Annotated in this window: 12 protein-coding genes and 1 pseudogene; 8 read left to right on the top strand and 5 right to left on the bottom strand. The window is 59.0% G+C overall.

Annotated features, from left to right (window positions below):
* Positions 1 to 12: 12 nt before the first annotated feature.
* From trbJ to trbB, 5 genes and pseudogenes are all read right to left on the bottom strand, one after another.
* Positions 13 to 801: a P-type conjugative transfer protein TrbJ gene (trbJ, locus tag ACERZ8_RS03595; RefSeq protein WP_407590756.1), complete on the bottom strand. Its 789-nt coding sequence runs from the start codon at positions 799 to 801 to the stop codon at positions 13 to 15.
* Positions 798 to 3,292 (bottom strand): annotated as a pseudogene (gene trbE, locus ACERZ8_RS03600) (conjugal transfer protein TrbE). Before trbE ends, trbJ begins: the two are co-directional and overlap by 4 nt.
* 10 nt (positions 3,293 to 3,302) lie before the next feature.
* Positions 3,303 to 3,596 (bottom strand): VirB3 family type IV secretion system protein, encoded by a 294-nt coding sequence (locus tag ACERZ8_RS03605; RefSeq protein ID WP_407590757.1) that lies wholly within the window; start codon positions 3,594 to 3,596, stop codon positions 3,303 to 3,305.
* Between the two features lie 66 nt (positions 3,597 to 3,662).
* Entirely contained in the window at positions 3,663 to 3,926 is a 264-nt protein-coding gene (locus tag ACERZ8_RS03610; protein WP_367274677.1) for a TrbC/VirB2 family protein, read from the bottom strand.
* 66 nt (positions 3,927 to 3,992) lie between these two features.
* Positions 3,993 to 4,943 carry a P-type conjugative transfer ATPase TrbB gene (trbB, locus tag ACERZ8_RS03615; RefSeq protein ID WP_455771658.1) on the bottom strand — a complete coding sequence of 317 codons (951 nt, stop codon included), beginning with the start codon at positions 4,941 to 4,943 and terminating at the stop codon, positions 3,993 to 3,995.
* A 372-nt stretch (positions 4,944 to 5,315) separates the two neighbouring features.
* Here trbB and ACERZ8_RS03620 point away from each other — a divergent pair, with 372 nt between their 5' ends.
* From ACERZ8_RS03620 to dpdF, 8 genes are all read left to right on the top strand, one after another.
* A complete protein-coding gene (locus ACERZ8_RS03620; protein WP_407590759.1) occupies positions 5,316 to 6,260 on the top strand; it encodes a hypothetical protein in 945 nt (314 codons plus the stop codon).
* The gene (dbpB, locus tag ACERZ8_RS03625) at positions 6,257 to 7,378 is read left to right on the top strand and encodes a DGQHR domain-containing protein DpdB (protein ID WP_407590760.1); all 1,122 of its coding nucleotides are present in this window, start codon (positions 6,257 to 6,259) and stop codon (positions 7,376 to 7,378) included. The genes ACERZ8_RS03620 and dbpB (ACERZ8_RS03625) overlap by 4 nt, the downstream gene beginning before the upstream one ends.
* Entirely contained in the window at positions 7,375 to 8,691 is a 1,317-nt protein-coding gene (gene dpdA / locus ACERZ8_RS03630) for a tRNA-guanine transglycosylase DpdA (RefSeq protein ID WP_407590761.1), read from the top strand. Before dbpB (ACERZ8_RS03625) ends, dpdA begins: the two co-directional genes overlap by 4 nt.
* Positions 8,669 to 9,808: a DGQHR domain-containing protein DpdB gene (gene dbpB / locus ACERZ8_RS03635; protein WP_407590762.1), complete on the top strand. Its 1,140-nt coding sequence runs from the start codon at positions 8,669 to 8,671 to the stop codon at positions 9,806 to 9,808. The genes dpdA and dbpB (ACERZ8_RS03635) overlap by 23 nt, the downstream gene beginning before the upstream one ends.
* A gap of 14 nt (positions 9,809 to 9,822) precedes the next feature.
* On the top strand, positions 9,823 to 10,560 hold the full coding sequence (gene queC / locus ACERZ8_RS03640; RefSeq protein WP_407590763.1) for a 7-cyano-7-deazaguanine synthase QueC: 738 nt from the start codon (positions 9,823 to 9,825) through the stop codon (positions 10,558 to 10,560).
* Positions 10,561 to 10,570: 10 nt separating this feature from the next.
* Positions 10,571 to 11,128: a VUT family protein gene (locus ACERZ8_RS03645; protein WP_407590764.1), complete on the top strand. Its 558-nt coding sequence runs from the start codon at positions 10,571 to 10,573 to the stop codon at positions 11,126 to 11,128.
* A gap of 215 nt (positions 11,129 to 11,343) precedes the next feature.
* Positions 11,344 to 14,607, top strand: coding sequence for a protein DpdE (dpdE, locus tag ACERZ8_RS03650; RefSeq protein WP_407590765.1), 3,264 nt, complete (start codon positions 11,344 to 11,346; stop codon positions 14,605 to 14,607).
* Positions 14,607 to 17,006, top strand: a complete 2,400-nt coding sequence (dpdF, locus tag ACERZ8_RS03655; RefSeq protein ID WP_407590766.1) for a protein DpdF — start codon at positions 14,607 to 14,609, stop codon at positions 17,004 to 17,006. Before dpdE ends, dpdF begins: the two co-directional genes overlap by 1 nt.
* The last annotated feature ends 7 nt before the right edge of the window (positions 17,007 to 17,013 follow it).

Here is a 17,013-nt window from a genome sequence, read left to right on the forward strand (position 1 = left end):
GCCTGTCCCCCCTCAGTTGTTGAACATCCGGGCATTGCCGGGCTGGTAGCCCGCGCCCGGTGTGAGGAACCGCTCGCGCTGGACCCGGCCCTGTTCGGCCGCCGCGGACCGCTCGGCCTCGACCAATGCCGAGGCACGGCCGTTGGCGGCGACGACGGCGATCAGGTCGGCGATCTGCTGGGACTGCAGCGCGAGGAGCTGGTTACCCGCTTGGGTCGCCTGCAAGGCGCCGACGGCGGATTGGCTTTCGCCGACAAGGGCGGAGAGCTCGGCGCGCTGACCGTCGAGATTGCCGACGACACCCGCCTGCACGCGCAGCGCGTCCTGCAGCCCGCCGACGGTGTTTTCCCAGCGGGAGCGCGCATCGGCCAGAAGCTGCGCCTCGGGCGCGGCCATGGGGATATTGGCGTAGTCCAGCTGAAAGACCTGGTCGATCTGGGCGACATCGAAGGCGATGTTCTGCGCCTGGGACAGAAGCTGCCGCGTCCGGTCGACATTCTGCTGCAGCGCCTGCAGCGAGGAATAGGGCAGGCTCGCAAGGTTGCGGGCCTGGTTCATCAGCATCTGCGCCTCGTTCTGTAGCTGGGTGATCTGGTTGTTGATCTGCTCCAGCGCCCGGGCGGCGGAGAGGATGTTCTCGGCGTGATTGCGCGGGTCATAGACGATGCGCCCGCCCCCGCCGAAGAGGAAAGCCTGGGCGGGCGTGGCAAAGATCGGCGAAAGACCGATGGGGGCGGCCAGCGCCAGGGCCAAGGCGGAGGCGCTGGCGAGGCGGGACAGGCGATGGGCGGCATGGGTCATGGGGTGGTCTCCTCTGCGGGTTCGGGGGCTTGGGGGATCGGTGCATCCGATACGTCAGGCTCCAGCGCGAGATTTGTCAGGTCGGGGATCAGCTCGGCGGCCCAGCCGACCCCGCGGGCCTCGAGCCAGGCGGCGAGAAAGCCGTCGCGCCCATGGTCTGCGAGGATCTCCGAGATCAGCGCCTGGTCGGACTTGGACGAGGCGGCGCAAAGGGCGAGGCCGACCTCGGAGGGGCCGAGTTCGAAGAGCCGATTGCCGCGCCGCGACTGGCAGTAATAGTCGCGCTTGGGCGTGGCCCGGACGAGGATCTCGATCTGGCGGTCATTGAGGCCGAAGCGGCGGTAGATCGCGGTGATCTGGGGCTCGATGGCGCGCTCGTTGGGAAGAAGCAGCCGGGTCGGGCAGCTTTCGATGATGGCGGGCGCGATGGCCGAGGCGTCGATATCCGAGAGCGATTGAGTGGCGAAGATCACCGAGGCATTCTTTTTCCGTAGCGTCTTCAGCCATTCGCGGAGCTGGCCCGCGAAGCCCTCGTCATCGAGCGCGAGCCAGCCCTCGTCGATGATCAGCAGCGTCGGCCGCCCGTCGAGCCGGTCGCCGATGCGGTGGAAGAGATAGGAGAGAACCGCGGGCGCCGCGGCGGTGCCGACCAGCCCTTCGATCTCGAAGGCCTGGACCGAGGCCGCGCCAAGCTCTTCCGTCTCGGCATCGAGCAGCCTTCCATGGGCACCACCGAGGCAATAGGGGCGCAGGGCCTGTTTCAGATCGGAGGATTGCAGCAGGACGGCGAGACCGGTGATCGTGCGCTCGCCCAACGGGGCCGAGGCCAGCGAGGTCAGCGCGGACCAGAGATGCTCCTTCACCTCCGGCGTGATCGTGATGCCCTCGCGGGCGAGGATCGCACCGATCCAGCCTGCGGCCCAGCTGCGCTCGGCGGGATCGTCGATCCAGGCAAGTGGCTGCAGGGAGACCGTCGCGTCCGCGGCCTCGGTCAGCTCGCCGCCGAGATCATGCCAGTCCCCGCCCATGGCCAGCGTGGCGGCGCGGATCGAGCCCCCGAAGTCGAAGGCGAAAACCTGTGCGCCCGGGTAGCGGCGGAACTGCAGCGCCATGAGCGCAAGGAGCACCGATTTGCCCGCCCCGGTGGGACCGACGACCAGCGTGTGGCCGACATCGCCCACGTGGAGCGACAGGCGGAAGGGCGTCGCGCCCTCGGTCTTGCCGTAGAGCAGCGGCGGTCCGTCGAAATGCGCATCCCGCTCCTCCCCGCCCAGACGGCGGAGAGCGGGATCATATGGGCGAGGTTCAGGGTGGAGATCGGCGGCTGGCGGACATTGGCGTAAGCCTGCCCCGGCAGCGAGCCGAGCCAGGCATCGACCGCGTTCACCGTCTCGACCATGGCGGTGAAGTCCCGGCCCTGCACGACCTTCTCGACGAGGCGCAGCTTCTCGTCGGCGCGGCGCGGATCCTCGTCCCAGACGATGAGCGTCGCCGTGACATAGGCCTCGCCTGCGATATCGGCGCCGAGTTCCTGCAGGGCCATGTCGGCATCGGCGGCCTTGTTGGCGGCGTCCGTGTCGACCAGCGCGGATTGCTCGTTGGTCATCACCTCTTTCAGGATCGCGGCGATGGATTTGCGCTTGGCGAACCATTGGCGGCGGATGCGCGCGACCATGCGGGTCGCCTCCATCTTGTCCATCAGGATCGCGCGGGTCGCCCAGCGATAGGGGAAGGCCAGCCGGTTGAGATCGTCGAGGATCCCGGGCGTGGTGGCGGTCGGGAAGCCCGAGAGGGTCAGGACGCGCAGATGGGCGGTCCCGAGCCGCGGCTCGAGCCCGCCGGTCAGCGGCTGATCGGCCAGAAGCGCGTCGAGATAGGCCGGGGTTTCCGGCACGCGGACGCGGTGGGCCTGCGTCGAGATGGTGGAGTGCAGATAGGTCAGCGTCTCGCTGTCACCCATCCAGCGGCATTCGGGCATGATCCCGTCGAACAGCGCCAGCACGCGATCGGTGCGGTCAATGAACCCGCGCAGCACCTCGCCTGCATCGATGCCGGTCTTGTCGCGGCCTTCGTAAAGCCAGGTCTCGGCCCGCGCAGCCTCCTCGGCGGGCGGCAGGTAAAGGAAGGTCAGAAGATAGTCCGACTGGAAATGCGCCCCCTGCCCGGCGAACCCCGCGCGGCGCTCGGCATCGACAAGCGCCGAGGCCGTGTCGGGAAAGCGGCTGTCGGGATAGTCGGCCGCCGGCACGCGCTGCGCCTCGACGAAGATCGCCCAGCCGGACCCGAGACGGCGAAAGGCGTTGTTGATGCGCCCCGCCACGGCCACGAGTTCCGCCGCGACCGCGCTGTCGAGATCGGGGCCGCGGAACCGGGCCGAGCGTTGCAGGCTGCCATCCTTGTTCAGCACCACGCCGGGGGCCACCAGCGCCGCCCGGGGCAGGTAATCCGCCAGCCGCGTCCCTTTCCGGCGATACTCCGCGAGGTTCATCATGTGCGCGCCCTCAGACCTCGAGATGACCGGGAAGGCGCAGATGCCGGCGACCGACCTCGACGAAGAGCGGATCGCGTCGTGCGGCCCAGACCGCCACCACGTGGCCCAGGAGGCCGATGACGATCCCGGCGACCCAGAGTTGCAGCCCGAGCCCGATAGCCCCGGCCAGTGTGCCGTTCAGGATCGCGAAGGCCCGCGGCGCACCGGCCAGCAGGATCGGCTCGGTCAGCGCCCGGTGGACCGGGACGGTGAAGCCCGGCACGTCCGCCAGCTGTTCGAAAGCGGGCCATTCGCTACCGCTCATGGCGTTCCTCCCTCGCGGCTTTCCACTGGAAAGCCGCGTTCCCCTGCGGTGAACCGGTCGTCACCATCAAATCAGCGCCCCGCCGCCGAAGCTGAAGAAGCTCAGGAAGAAGGAACTCGCGGCAAAGGCGATGGAGATGCCGAAGACGATCTGGATCAGGCGGCGGAAGCCCCCGGAAGTGTCGCCGAAGGCTAAAGTCAGGCCGGTGACGATGATAATGATCACGGCGATGATCTTGGCGACCGGCCCCTCGATCGACTCGAGGATCGATTGCAGCGGCGCTTCCCAGGGCATGGAGGATCCCGCCGCCCGGGCGGGTCCGGCCAGCATCAGGGTGACGGTGGCGTAGGTGACGGCATGGGTGGCCTGCGCGCGCAGCCAGGTGAAAGAATTGGGTCATGAGGGGTCTCCTGTCTTGGTTTCCAGCCCGGTCGGCCGCGCCGCCGGGATGATGCGGTAGTCTCCGTCCGGTCCGAGCCCCTCGATGCGGGCGAGTTCGGCGAGATGCCGGCTGGCCCCGCGCCCGGAGAGGACGGCGATGAGATCGATGGTCTCGGCGATGAGGGCGCGCGGCACGGTGACCACGGCCTCCTGGATGAGCTGCTCCATCCGGCGCAGCGCGCCGAGGGCGGAGCCCGCGTGGATCGTGCCGATCCCGCCGGGATGCCCGGTGCCCCAGGCCTTCAAAAGGTCAAGCGCCTCGGCCCCGCGCACCTCGCCGATGGGAATGCGGTCGGGGCGCAGGCGGAGCGAGGAGCGGACAAGATCGGAGAGCGAAGCGACGCCGTCCTTGGTGCGCAGGGCGACGAGGTTGGGTGCTGTGCATTGCAGCTCGCGCGTGTCCTCGATGATCACGATGCGGTCCGACGATCCAGCAACCTCGGCCAGGAGCGCATTGGTCAGGGTCGTCTTGCCGGTCGAGGTTCCGCCCGCCACGAGGATATTGGCCCGCGCGGCAACGCCCGCGCGCAACAGCGCCGCCTGGGTCTCGCCCATGATCCCGGACGCGACGTAATCGGCGAGCGTGAAGACCGCGACGGCGGGTTTGCGGATCGCGAAACAGGGCGCGGTGACCACGGGCGGGAGGAGCCCCTCGAAGCGTTCCCCGGTCTCGGGCAGTTCGGCCGAGACGCGCGGGCGCGCGGCGTGCACTTCGGCCCCGACATGATGGGCGACGAGGCGCACGATCCGCTCGCCATCGGCGGGCGACAGCGTGGCGCCAGTGTCAGAGAGCCCCTCGGACAGCCGGTCGATCCAGAGCCGCCCGTCGGGATTGAGCATGACCTCGACGGTCATCGGGTCTTCCAGAAACCCGGCGATGGCGGGCCCGAGCGCCGTGCGCAGCATCCGCGCGCCGCGGGCCATCGCTTCCGGTTTCCGAACTGCCTCTGCCATGCTGTCCCCGTTCCGTGAGTGGCCACCGACGGGCGGCCCTGGATCGGGTCCATCAAGAAAACCGGAAACCGGCCGCGCTCAACAGTGATTCAAGGGGCGTAGGGCTCTGGCGTGCAAAGACAGGGAAAGGGCAGGCCACCAATGAGAGCAGTCACGCAACTGCCGCTCAAGTCAAGTCATCAAACTGAAAGTGAGCGCCACTTCCCACACGGCGCGACACAGTTATTTCGCATCAGGGATTGCCAACCACGCGCAGTTGTTTTGTTGCTCAGGTCTGTATGTTGTGCAATAACTGCAAAGCCACACGCTGCCGGTGCCCTGAAGTTGAAGCCATTAGTTCTGATTCCCTGTACTGATCGCAAGCGGATTCGTCCGCCTGAGACGCTCCTGGCGCGCAATCTTCCCAACGGTTCCGCTTTCGAAGTAGCCGCGGAGTGGGAAGCGCGGTTGTCACCCCAGTGCTGCCATGCGGATCACAGCATGGTCTACTGTGGTCGCGCCTACCAAGAAGCCGCCACGGCCGCCAAGATTCTTTCGTCCGAACTGGTTGTGATCTCTGCCGGCCTCGGGTTGGTAAGGCAAGGCCACCCGATTCCTTCCTACAGTTTGACGGTTGCGCCATCAGGCGAAGATGCCATCCTTCGTAAGATTACTGAGGGACAATCTGGACCTGGCGTTTGGTGGAGGGCCTTGAGGGCGTCACGAACCGCTTCATTCGGAATCAATGATCTCCTGCGGGAAGCTTCAGAAGTATTGGTGCTGATTTCTTTATCCGCCAGTTACGCAAAACTCATCGATGAAGAACTTTCTGCCGTTTCAGAAGAAGATATCGGACGCCTCCGGATATTCGGCGCTGGGATAAACGAACACCTTCCACGCAGGCTGTCCTCGTCAGTCATGCCGTACGATATGCGTCTCAACGGACCTAACAGTCCGATAAGTGGGACGATGTCTGATTTCAGTAGTCGTGCGCTACGTCACTACGCAGATTGTCTCGCATCAGGAATGATCGAGGGCGCAAGCCCACATGACGACGGCGCTGTCTTGTCAGACATCATGAAGAACTGGGAGCACCGTGAAATCCCAGTGCGCACGCGCATGACCGACGAAGAGGTTGTTGATTTTGTCCTGGACAATTGGAGCGCTGCCGGAGGCCGCTCTGGTGTATCCCTGAGGCTGCTTCGGGATAGCGGTCATGCCTGCGAGCAAGGTCGATTTCGCGACCTCTTCAAGGTCGCGAAGAAAAGACGTCTGGAGGGGATAGCATGAGTGGTAAGTTGCTTCACCTTCGGGCTCTAAAGGCGCAGCAAGGCGCAGATGTCGATGTCTTCAGCTTCTTCATGCGTGGCGCAGACGTCTTGCGGATTGCAGATATCTCCCGTGTTCACAGAGATGATGCGGATGAACTCAAAGGCTTTCAAAGGAAGGAAATCCAGAACCACGTTCGCAGTATTGTCGAGTACTTGGATCGTGGAGAGGTCCTTTTCCCGAACGCTATCATCCTAGCCTTTCAATCCAGCATCGAATTCAAGCAATCGCGCGGCCCAAGTCCCGAAGGAGCCGTAAGCGGCACGCTTTCAATACCTCTGAACGACATTGATCGAAAAGCCGCCTGGATTGTCGATGGACAGCAAAGAGCGTTCGCCCTTAGTCGTAGCTCCAACCAAGACATTATGGTTCCAGTCGTTGGCTTTGTAGCTCCGAGCATCGACGTTCAGCGCGAGCAGTTCATTCTCGTGAACAAGGCAAAACCTTTGCCGCGGCGACTTATCAACGAACTACTCCCTGAAATCTCCGCCGACCTGCCGCATGATTTGCGTCCAGCAAAGATACCTAGCGAGCTCTGCGGTATCCTGAATAAGGATGCGAAGTCGCCCTTCTACAAATTGATACGGCGGGTCTCAGATGAACAAGACAACTCCACAGCCGTGGTCATCGACACAGCTCTCATCAACATGATGAAGCATTCAATCAACAACTACGGGGCCTTGGCACTATACAAAAATACCATGGCCGACGGTGCCGCCGATGTCGAAGGGATGTATCGTCTCCTCTGCGTTTATTGGAGCGCGGTTAAGTCAGTTTTCCCCGAGGCTTGGGGACTAAAGCCACAGGACAGTCGATTGATGCACTCGGCAGGTATCCAAGCCATGGGTGTTCTCATGGACCGCATGATGCCCCGAATGCACCAGACGAAAAATGTGTCTGAAGAAGTCGAGGCTGCTCTTCGACGCATAGCACCCTATTGCTGTTGGACAGATGGTACGTGGGATGCGCTTGGCTTACCCTGGAACGAAATCCAGAACACGCCTAGGCATATTAAGGCGCTCGCGGAGCATCTCGTACAGCTTGATTTCGCTGAATCTCAAAAGCAGGCGGCGAAATGAAGTTCATCTTTGCAGACAGCTTGGACTACGTCGATCCGCGATACGATTTCTTGACGGATCGCTCACCGTCTACCCGGGAACCATATTGGGACGACAGTTATCCGCATGAGTATCTGGGCTACGCGCCCTATGACGGTGTGCTCGTTTCGCGAGCGATTGTCGGTGGTTATCAGGGCGGGGGTAAATACTCCGAAAGCCAAGCCATGCGTTTTAGGCGCGTCGGGGCAAGGGAGTTCCTGAGGCTCCGTGAGAAGGATTTTCCTGGTTCGCTCATGTTCGGTGACTGCGGAGCGTTCACTTACCACAAGCTCGAGTATCCGCCCTATACCGCCGAGGAAATGGTCGATTTCTACGGAGACGGACAGTTTACACACGGGTGCTCAATCGATCATGTCATCTTCGATTACGATGAGGATAGTGACGACGCCAGCACTGAGAACTCTCAACTCGAAGAAAACCGCCGACGGTTTGAGATCACGTCCGTGAACGCAGAAGAGTTCCTCAAGAAGAGCAAGAGACTAGGTAATAGCTTTACTCCAATGGGCGTTGTCCAAGGATGGTCGCCAGCGTCTATGGCGGAGGCCGCGTTGCGCCTAAAGAAGATGGGGTACCGCTACATCGCAGTGGGCGGAATGGTTCCGTTGAGAGCGCCACAAATAAAAAAGGCGCTTGAGGCGATACGCGCCGCTATAGGAAATGATATCGGAATGCACATCCTAGGATTTGCAAAGGCCGAAGAAATTGCTTCTTTCAGCCACCTTAACATTACCAGCTTTGATACGACCTCACCCCTTATCCGAGCGTTCAAGGATTCTAACCGGAACTACTACGCGCTGAGGCCAGAGGGTGGGCTTGAGTATTTCTCTGCAATCCGGGTTCCTCAGGCTATCGAGAACAATGGTCTCAAGAACCTCGCGAAACAAGGCGCGTATTCGCAGGAAGACCTTCAGTCTCGTGAGCGGCGCGCTTTGGAAAACCTTCGTGCTTATGACAGAGGTGAAGTCAAAGTAGTGGACGCGCTCGAAGCGGTGATGGACTACACAGCGCCCTTGGCCGTGGGCCGAGATGATGACCATACTCCGAATGAGGCTCGTAAACTGAAAGGTCTCAAGGAAAGATATCAAAGAACTTTGGTAGAAAGACCTTGGAAGGCGTGCCGATGTCGCGCCTGCGCAGAAGCCGGAATTGATGTGATCATTTTCCGCGCAAGCAACCGAAACAAGCGTCGCGGCATCCATAATCTCCAAGCTTATCGCAAGCATTTGGGACGTATTGAAGAGGCAAGAGATCATGTCGAAAAAGTTGAAGTTTAAAGCTATCCGCGCGCGACAGAGCGATAGCCACAAGGTATTTTCGTTTGTCGCAACGGCTAAGGACATCTTCGCGATGGCGCGGATCGAGCGGGCCGGACGAAGCGAACAAGGAGAGCTTTTTGGCTTTCAGCGCCCCCAAGTTTCCAAGCACATCCATGAAATCCGAGATTACCTCAGCCAGGACTCGGCGGTGCTTCCAAACTCCGTCGTTCTGGCATTTGTCGACGGAGTTCGGGTGACGGACTTAGACGAGAACCTCTCAACAGTTGAGGTTGAGATTGGAGATACTCCTCCGGGACAGATCGTTGATGGGCAACAGCGTTTGACGGCGCTTCATGGCCTGCCAGACAAGGACTTCCAGGTTTTTGTCAGCGCGATCGTTTGCGAGGACGAGGAGGACCTTCGTCGGCAGTTCATACTGATAAACAACACCCGACCACTTCCGAAGGACTTGATCTACGAACTGCTGCCGACTGTTTCGGGCTTGCCAGATCGAATGTCCTCTCGTGCATTTGCTGCGGATATGGCCACGCTTTTGAACTACTACGGGCGCGACATGGATACACCGCAAGCGCTCTTGGGTGAGATCAAGCAACACACAAACCCAAAGGGCTCGATTTCGAGCAACGCGATCCAGCGGGTCATTATGAATTCACGTTCTAATGGAGCGCTTCGCGATATCGCAAGGAGTGAAGATGCACCAAAGAGGTCCTTGAAACTCATCGCGGATTTCTATGGCGCCGTCATGGACCTCTTCCCGGAAGCATGGATTGGCATGAGTCCGCGGACATCGCGCCTCAAGCACAGCGTGGGAATCATCGCGCTGGGATACGCAATGGAGATGGCATATGCGCTCCATGGTGCTCGAACACGAGAAGATTTTCGCGAAAAGCTGAGTTGTCTAACGTCTGATGGTTTGTGTGCGTGGACTTCAGGAACGTGGATCCTCAGCCATGAGGAACGGAGACCCTGGGACCGTTTGCAAAACACTCCGCCCGATATCCGAATGCTGAGTGATTACCTGGTTCGCCTCGTTCGGGACCAGGGGGTCCGCCAAGGAAGTGACCTAGAGCATGCTCGCGCGACGCTTCCCGGACAGCCTGCGTTCCTGAATTGAGATTGGAAACAGCAATGGAAGGCACAGCAATCGTGATGTTCTCGGGTGGACAAGACTCGGCAACATGTCTCGCTTGGGCGCTGGAAAATTTTGAACATGTTGAAACCATTGGATTTGATTACGGCCAGACGCACAGAGTGGAACTCGAGGTTCGCCAGAAGTTTCTTGAGATCGCTATGCAGAAATTTCCCAAATGGGCTGACCGACTTGGCAAAGATCACTTGGTTGACCTTGGCGTTCTTGGGGAGATCAGCGACACTGCACTCACGCGAGACCGGGCCATAGAACTCTCGGACGCAGGCTTGCCGAATACTTTTGTTCCCGGCCGAAACCTCTTGTTCTTAACGGTCGCGGCGGCAGTAGGATACCGGCGCAATGCCAAACACATTGTCGGTGGAATGTGTGAGACCGACTACTCGGGGTATCCAGACTGTCGTGATGATACCATCAAGGCTCTTCAGGTCGCGGTCGGCCTTGGAATGGAGAAGCGATACGTCTTCCACACACCACTGATGTGGATTGACAAAGGGGCCACTTGGAAACTGGCCCACGAGTTGGGCGGGGCAGAACTCGTTGAGCTTATCAAGAACGAGACGCACACTTGCTACAAAGGTGACAGAAGCGAGTTGCACGAGTGGGGCTACGGGTGTGGAGCATGCCCAGCCTGCGAACTTAGGGCCTCGGGGTGGGCGGTTTTCGCCAATCAAAAGCAAGACTGGTCATCGAAACCATCACAAGCACAAATCACATAAGGAGAGAACCATGTCGAGCAGGAGACAAGGATACTTTTTTCTAGCGGCTTTCGCACTCTGTATTCCGGCGGCCAACTGGCTGATCGGCAATGTTGGTACATTCTGTGTACCGGACGGCCCTTGTCTTATCCCGGTTGCACCAGGCCTGACGGCCCCGAGCGGCGTCCTTATGATCGGATTGGCTTTGGTGCTGCGCGACTTGGTGCAGCGTAGCTTGGGAGTGAAGTGGGCCGCTAGCGCTATAGTCATCGGTGCCGCCCTTTCCGCTTTCTTCGCGCCACCGGCATTGGTGATTGCATCGGCTGCCGCGTTCTTACTCTCAGAACTTGCGGACCTTGCTGTCTATACTCCCCTTCAGAAGAAAGGACTTGTGCTAGCTGTCTTTGCAAGCAGCGTTGTAGGGCTAGTAATAGACAGCGCGGTCTTCCTCTACTTGGCCTTCGGAAGTCTTGATTACATTTCCGGGCAGATTGTTGGGAAAGTTTGGATGGTTCTAATTGCGCTGCCGATTATCCATATTATGCGGAAGAAACATTTCGTTGCTCTGCAGGAGTCGGCGACACTATGACGGCTCTTACGTCAGCGTAATTTGATCCTGACATTTGCGATTGACTTTGCTTTCAAAGGATATCCACGGCGGCCATCTGTCGCCGTGGATTACTATTGGGGGAGTTTGCAGGCAGGCCAGGTCGACTTGAGACCAGCGCGCGAACGCTCGATATAAGAATGACTCCAAACTGGGGTTGATCTCTCGTGCGGAGAAGGGGAACACTCGGTTGCTGAATGTTGAGCAGGTTTTTTGAGCAGTTGTTCGTAAGAGCCACAGTTGAGCGCCTTGCACCATTGGGCATTGGCAAGCTAATCGGCCGCAAGGGATCACGATGCTCTGTAGAGTATTTCGAGTCCCCGGCTTCCGAGACCATTGTGCACACAATTGAGGCTCAAGACCTCGAACGAGTCAGGATCGCGGAACAAACACGCGTCTATCACTTCGACGCTACGTCGGGCGCATGGGAGATCGGTAGACTGCTCGACGATCATGGCGATAGTCAATTGGTCCAGTTTCCCAATAGAGTGACGAAACACCTGACAGCCGAAGACCTATACGTCAGGTGGGACCGACCCATCGAGGATCCAACGCCTTTTCTCGCCAACCGAATTAACGAAAGTCCGCGATTTTCTGACGCGCGCAGCGCCTTCGTCCGCTCGCAAATGCGCCAACGGGCAGCGTCTCTCGGGATGTCGTCACTGCTTTCGTGCGCTGTTGAACTCGAGGCGCACCAGATTGAAGTCGTGCGGCGGGTTCTTCAGGATCCTGTGCAACGCTACCTGCTCGCTGACGAGGTAGGACTCGGAAAGACGATTGAGGCCGCTGTGCTCATCAGGCAATGCGTTCTTGATACGCAGGAGAGTGGAATAATCTTAGTGATTGTTCCGAAGGCTCTGGTCGGGCAGTGGCGATCCGAGCTTGCTAGCAAGTTCTTCCTCGAACGGTTCTTCGACCAAAACATCTTTGTTGTCGCTTTTGACGATCGCGAACAAATCATGGCATTGCTGCCAAAGGCGACGATGTTGGTTATCGACGAAGCACATCATCTAAGCGAGCGAGGATCAGGTGGCGTAGACGAAACCTATGAAGTGATCGCAGCCGCCGCGCCCGAGATAGATCGGGTTCTTCTCCTTTCAGCAACGCCAGTTCTGCACAACGAACGCGGCTTTCTATCGATGCTGCATCTACTTGACCCGAAGACTTATTCTCTGGACGGCGAGGACGCGTTTCGCCGCAAGGTCGAAAGCCGCCAGGCCATAGCTGAGATTGTTGCTGGTTTGACGCCAGAGAATGCTCTCTACCTCGAATATACTATCGATCAACTCGCTGACCTATTCCCAGACGACGATTTGGTGCAGAAGCATGCGGCGGCGTTGCGGGAGATCGTCGAAACGATGCCGGATGAGAGCGACCCGGAACTCATCGAGGCCATCGGTCGGCTTCATGCGCATTTGAGCGAGGTTTACCGTCTGCATCGTCGTATTCTGCGTCATCGTCGGCGAAGCATTGGTGGGCTGACGCCCGAGAGGTCGGGTGCGGAGATTGTCCGTTACCGTAGTAATGATCGGGCAGCGCTCACCGAGGCAATTGAAGATTGGCGGTTCGGCGAGGCCTTGAACCTCGACGCCCCTGAAACTGGCTCGCTTAGGAAAGACCGTGTACGTGCTTTCTGGCAAGTGCTCGAAAGAATTTCGCAATATCCCGGATCAGGTGCGGGCACAGTTGGCGTCCTCGCGCGCCAAGCGGCGAAGATCGGCGACGCCGACCGGTTTGCGTCGATCAACCGATGCCTTGAGCGCAAGGGCCTTTTTGAGGATCGGGCGGATGCACTGATCGATGCGCTCCGGCCGTTTCTGGATGCAAAGGCGCAGTGCGTAGTCTTCTGTTCGGACCCCCAGACTGCCGATATGCTGGCAAAGCGGATTGCAGAGCAACTCGGTATTGCGGTAGACCGACACGATACAGAAGGTTCGGAATGGATGGCGTTTCACGACGGCGGCGACAATCAGGTGCTGGTCTGTGATCGTCATGCAGAAGAGGGTCTAAACCTCCAAGGCGGAAAGAAGGTTGTTGTGCACTATGACCTTCCGCTTAATGCCAATCGAATCGAGCAACGTCTGGGGCGTGCCGATCGCTACGGGTCGGGGGACGCCGTCCGTTCGATCGTTCTCGTTTGCGACGATGATCCAGTCGAGGTTCGCTGGGTTGCGTACGTCGATAAAGCGCTCAAGGTCTTTGATCGCTCTGTGGCGAGCCTTCAGTATTTGATCGATCAAATGGTGGGGGATATTGCCCGGGACTTGTTGATGGATGGCGTCGATACGCTCGTTGATCTGACAAAAGACAGCGCAGGCGATCAGGGTCTGATCGAACGCGAGTTCAAGGCTATCGACCAACAGGACGCCCTCGATGCGCTTGGCGCGCCGCCGAACGATATGGTTGACGAACTTTCCGATGTAGACGACGACTGGAAATCTCTTGCTAGCGACACCGTACTCTGGCTCGAGCAGATGCTCCAGTTCCAACGCATCGATGAGCAAACCGAAAGCGACATGCCATCGCCGCCGTTCCGCTATGTCTATTCTATGTCTAACAAGCGCACTTTGCTTCCGCTAACCTCGTTCATGTCGCACTGCGGCGGAGCGCTAGACCTCGATCTGAGTGGGCGCCGCGGCCAGTCGATCAGGACCATTCCTTATACGTTTCGTCGACGAACTGCGCTCAGCCGCAGCGCGCGGGCAAACGGTGTGGCTCTACTGCGTTATGGCGACGCACTCATAAGCGGTGTCACGGAATTCACCGAGGCCGACGATCGCGGCAAGTCGTTTGCGATGTGGCGATTTGCGCCTGACCATGTCGGTGATCCAGTCGCGGATATCTACTTTCGGTTCGACTTCGTGCTCGAGGCGGATGTCGCGGGCGCCATCAAAGTTTTGGGCGATCACAGGCGTGAAACCAGCGCAGCGAACGCGGCGATCAGACGACGCGGGGACATGGCACTGCCGCCCTTCTATCGTTCTCTGTGGCTAGACCGCGAATTGGTTCCTGTTGCCGACAAGGCTCTGCTCGCACGGCTCACGCGGCGTTATTCAGTGGAACCAGATCACAGCGGTGCAGTCGATCTAAACCTCAACGACCGGAGCTGGAAGCGCGTACTCCAGTTGGGCATTCCTGAACTCGAGTTTTGGTCGGATCTGAGTGGTAAGGCACGCGTTGTCGCCGAAACTGCGCTACGTGCCGATCCAGAACTCATCGAGAATCTTGTCAGAGCGGAGCAGCATGCGTTTCAGGTGGATCTCGGTCGAATTGGGCAATTGGCTGCAAGGGTACGCGCAAACGCAGATGCTGCAGACGAAAGCGATCTCGCCTTTGAAGAAATACTCGCAACTGCGTTGAGAGCAGGCATTCGAGCGCCAAGCGTGAGGGTAGATACCGTCGGCGCTGTTTTCCTCTCAGCGAACCGCGCCATTACCGACCGCGTATCAGGCGGTTCGTAATGGCTGAGTTTGATTTCGCCGCTCTTCAGGAACTTGTGCTCGATCCGGGCGCCGAAAAACGCGGTGAAATTCATGACGGTATTTTCGACCGAATTAGCCAGATATTAAGGGCATCGCAATCAACCGGGCAGTTGCCAAGTGCGCCGGACGCGGTTCCTCTATTTCGGCATGTGCTGCTTCGCCAGTCATTACGAGACGGCCAACAAGCACAATTGCGCGTGCCCACTCGACCAGGATGGCCGGATCGTGAAGCGTGGGCATCGTGTGGCGTGCGCGCGCACAGCGAGGCGAATGGCCACGTGCTCATTGAAGCGCAACCATGGAGTGCATCCTGGCTAGGGAGCACGGACAATCCAGTTTTTGAGGACATCTTTGCCGAGCGGAATGTACGGCTTGATTGGCAACGACCTATCGACCCTTTCCTCGGGGAAACTAGCGGTTTTCGGTCGTATGTGTCGCCTGGGCAGCGTGAGGCCGTACGCAGCGCGTTTCTACTTCCACCGGGCGAGACACTGATCGTTGCGTTACCGACAGGTTCCGGCAAGAGTTTCGTAGCCCAGGCGCCAGTGCTTGTGCGTGGACTAGAGGGCGGTCTATCGCTGTGCATAGTACCGACGACCGCTCTTGTGCTCGATCAGGCAAGGCAGATGCGGGATATGCTCAAGCGGCGCTTTCCGCGCCGCGACGTCCCACCGCTTGCCTGGCATAGTGGGCTTGGTGTTGAAGATCGGGCGGCCATAAAAGCCGCGATCCGAGAAGGTCGCCAAGGTATCCTCTATTGCTCGCCAGAAGCGGCCACGGGGGCCTTGCTGCCCGCGCTTTATGAAGCGGCAAAGGTCGGATCTCTTAGCTATCTGATCATCGATGAAGCGCACCTAGTGAGCCAATGGGGAGACGGTTTTCGGCCTGCATTCCAAATGCTTGCGGGTGTTCGGCGAGGATTGCTAGCAGCTTGTCCTGCGGGGGCGCCCTTTCGAACCTTACTGATGTCCGCGACGTTAACACCGGACACCGTAGCAACGATAGAAGCGCTCTTCGGTCCAACTCGAATCGTCCATATGATTGCATCGATCCACCTTCGGCCGGAGCCTCAATACTGGGTACACCGCGAAGACGATCCGAACGAGAAGGACCGAAAGGTCCTTGAGATTTTGCGCCATGCGCCTCGACCCTTCATACTATACGTAACCAAGCGTAGCGACGCGAAGCGCTGGATCAAATTGCTCCGACAGACTGGCTATGCCCGCCTCGATTGTTTCCACGGCGAGACTTCCGATTTGTCTCGGCGGCGCATCATCGAGCAATGGTCGGAGAACAGACTTGATGGCATCGTCGCCACCTCAGCTTTTGGGGTCGGGATCGACAAACAGGATGTAAGAACCGTTGTCCACGCTACCGTCCCAGAGACACTCGATCGCTATTATCAAGAAGTTGGTCGTGGCGGTCGCGATGGCTGCCCCTCGGCCTCCTTCCTGATCTACTCACGAAGAGACCAGGAAATCGCCGACCAGATCGCCTCGCCATCGCTAATCAGTGACGAACTTGCCTTTGAACGCTGGTCGACAATGTATGGCGGCAGCAATCAGCTTGATGGAATTGGTCAGTTGCTCGAAGTCGATCTCGCTGCGGTTCCGCCACGCCTTAGGCAGCAGTCCGACTACAATCAATCTTGGAATATGCGCACTCTCATCATGATGGCGCGTGCTGGTATGATCCAACTAGAGTCGCAACCGCCGTCCAAAATCGCACAGCATGAAGTGGAGGCTGGTTCAGACTTCGAGGCCCGAAATGAAGAATACTGGTCGACTTATTTTCAGCGCGCGGTCATCGGAATGCATGAATTTGGGCTTCTGAGTAAAGAGCGGTTCGAGGAACTGATCGGTCAAGAGCGTCAGCGCTCGTTAGTTGCAGCGGACGAAAATCGCAGCTTACTCGACAAACTGCTTAGCGGCTCGGTAGAAATCTCTTCGCTGCTAGACAAACTCTACCGAAGCAACGCACCGGGCCGATCGGTGATCGTTTCGCGTGCGTGCGGTGGGTGTCCAGTCCATAGACGCATAGGGTCAGTGGACACGAACTATTCCGCGCCGCCCGCTTTCGGAATCGAAGAGGTTGGTGCTTATGATCTTAGCTCTTTTACGTCCCGATTCCCGCAACTTGATCTTCGCGAACCGGTGATCATGCCGATAGATGGAACTAGCGACGATGCAGCGCTCATCTCTCTTCTCAAAGACTTCGTGTCGTTGTTTGGAGTGCGCGAGGTTGCAACGACGGCCGCATTTCGGCACCGCAACTCTGCTATTGCAAACCTGCACAAGCAGAGCGAGGATCATTTACTTTTGCTCCACTCGCTCGAAGAAGAAGCAACACTTCCGTCATCTTATAACTCCCTCGTGTAACACTCTG

Source organism: Tateyamaria armeniaca (genome assembly GCF_045797845.1).
GTDB lineage: Bacteria > Pseudomonadota > Alphaproteobacteria > Rhodobacterales > Rhodobacteraceae > Tateyamaria > Tateyamaria armeniaca.

Excerpts from the sequence above, each read along its gene's own strand:
- trbJ (WP_407590756.1), bottom strand. The coding sequence starts at position 801 with ATGACCCATGCCGCCCATCGCCTGTCCCGCCTCGCCAGCGCCTCCGCC.
- ACERZ8_RS03605 (WP_407590757.1), bottom strand. The coding sequence starts at position 3,596 with ATGAGCGGTAGCGAATGGCCCGCTTTCGAACAGCTGGCGGACGTGCCG.
- ACERZ8_RS03610 (WP_367274677.1), bottom strand. The coding sequence starts at position 3,926 with ATGCTGGCCGGACCCGCCCGGGCGGCGGGATCCTCCATGCCCTGGGAA.
- trbB (WP_455771658.1), bottom strand. The coding sequence starts at position 4,943 with ATGCTGCGCACGGCGCTCGGGCCCGCCATCGCCGGGTTTCTGGAAGAC.
- dbpB (WP_407590760.1), top strand. The coding sequence starts at position 6,257 with ATGAGTGGTAAGTTGCTTCACCTTCGGGCTCTAAAGGCGCAGCAAGGC.
- dpdA (WP_407590761.1), top strand. The coding sequence starts at position 7,375 with ATGAAGTTCATCTTTGCAGACAGCTTGGACTACGTCGATCCGCGATAC.
- dbpB (WP_407590762.1), top strand. The coding sequence starts at position 8,669 with ATGTCGAAAAAGTTGAAGTTTAAAGCTATCCGCGCGCGACAGAGCGAT.
- queC (WP_407590763.1), top strand. The coding sequence starts at position 9,823 with ATGGAAGGCACAGCAATCGTGATGTTCTCGGGTGGACAAGACTCGGCA.
- ACERZ8_RS03645 (WP_407590764.1), top strand. The coding sequence starts at position 10,571 with ATGTCGAGCAGGAGACAAGGATACTTTTTTCTAGCGGCTTTCGCACTC.
- dpdE (WP_407590765.1), top strand. The coding sequence starts at position 11,344 with ATGTTGAGCAGGTTTTTTGAGCAGTTGTTCGTAAGAGCCACAGTTGAG.
- dpdF (WP_407590766.1), top strand. The coding sequence starts at position 14,607 with ATGGCTGAGTTTGATTTCGCCGCTCTTCAGGAACTTGTGCTCGATCCG.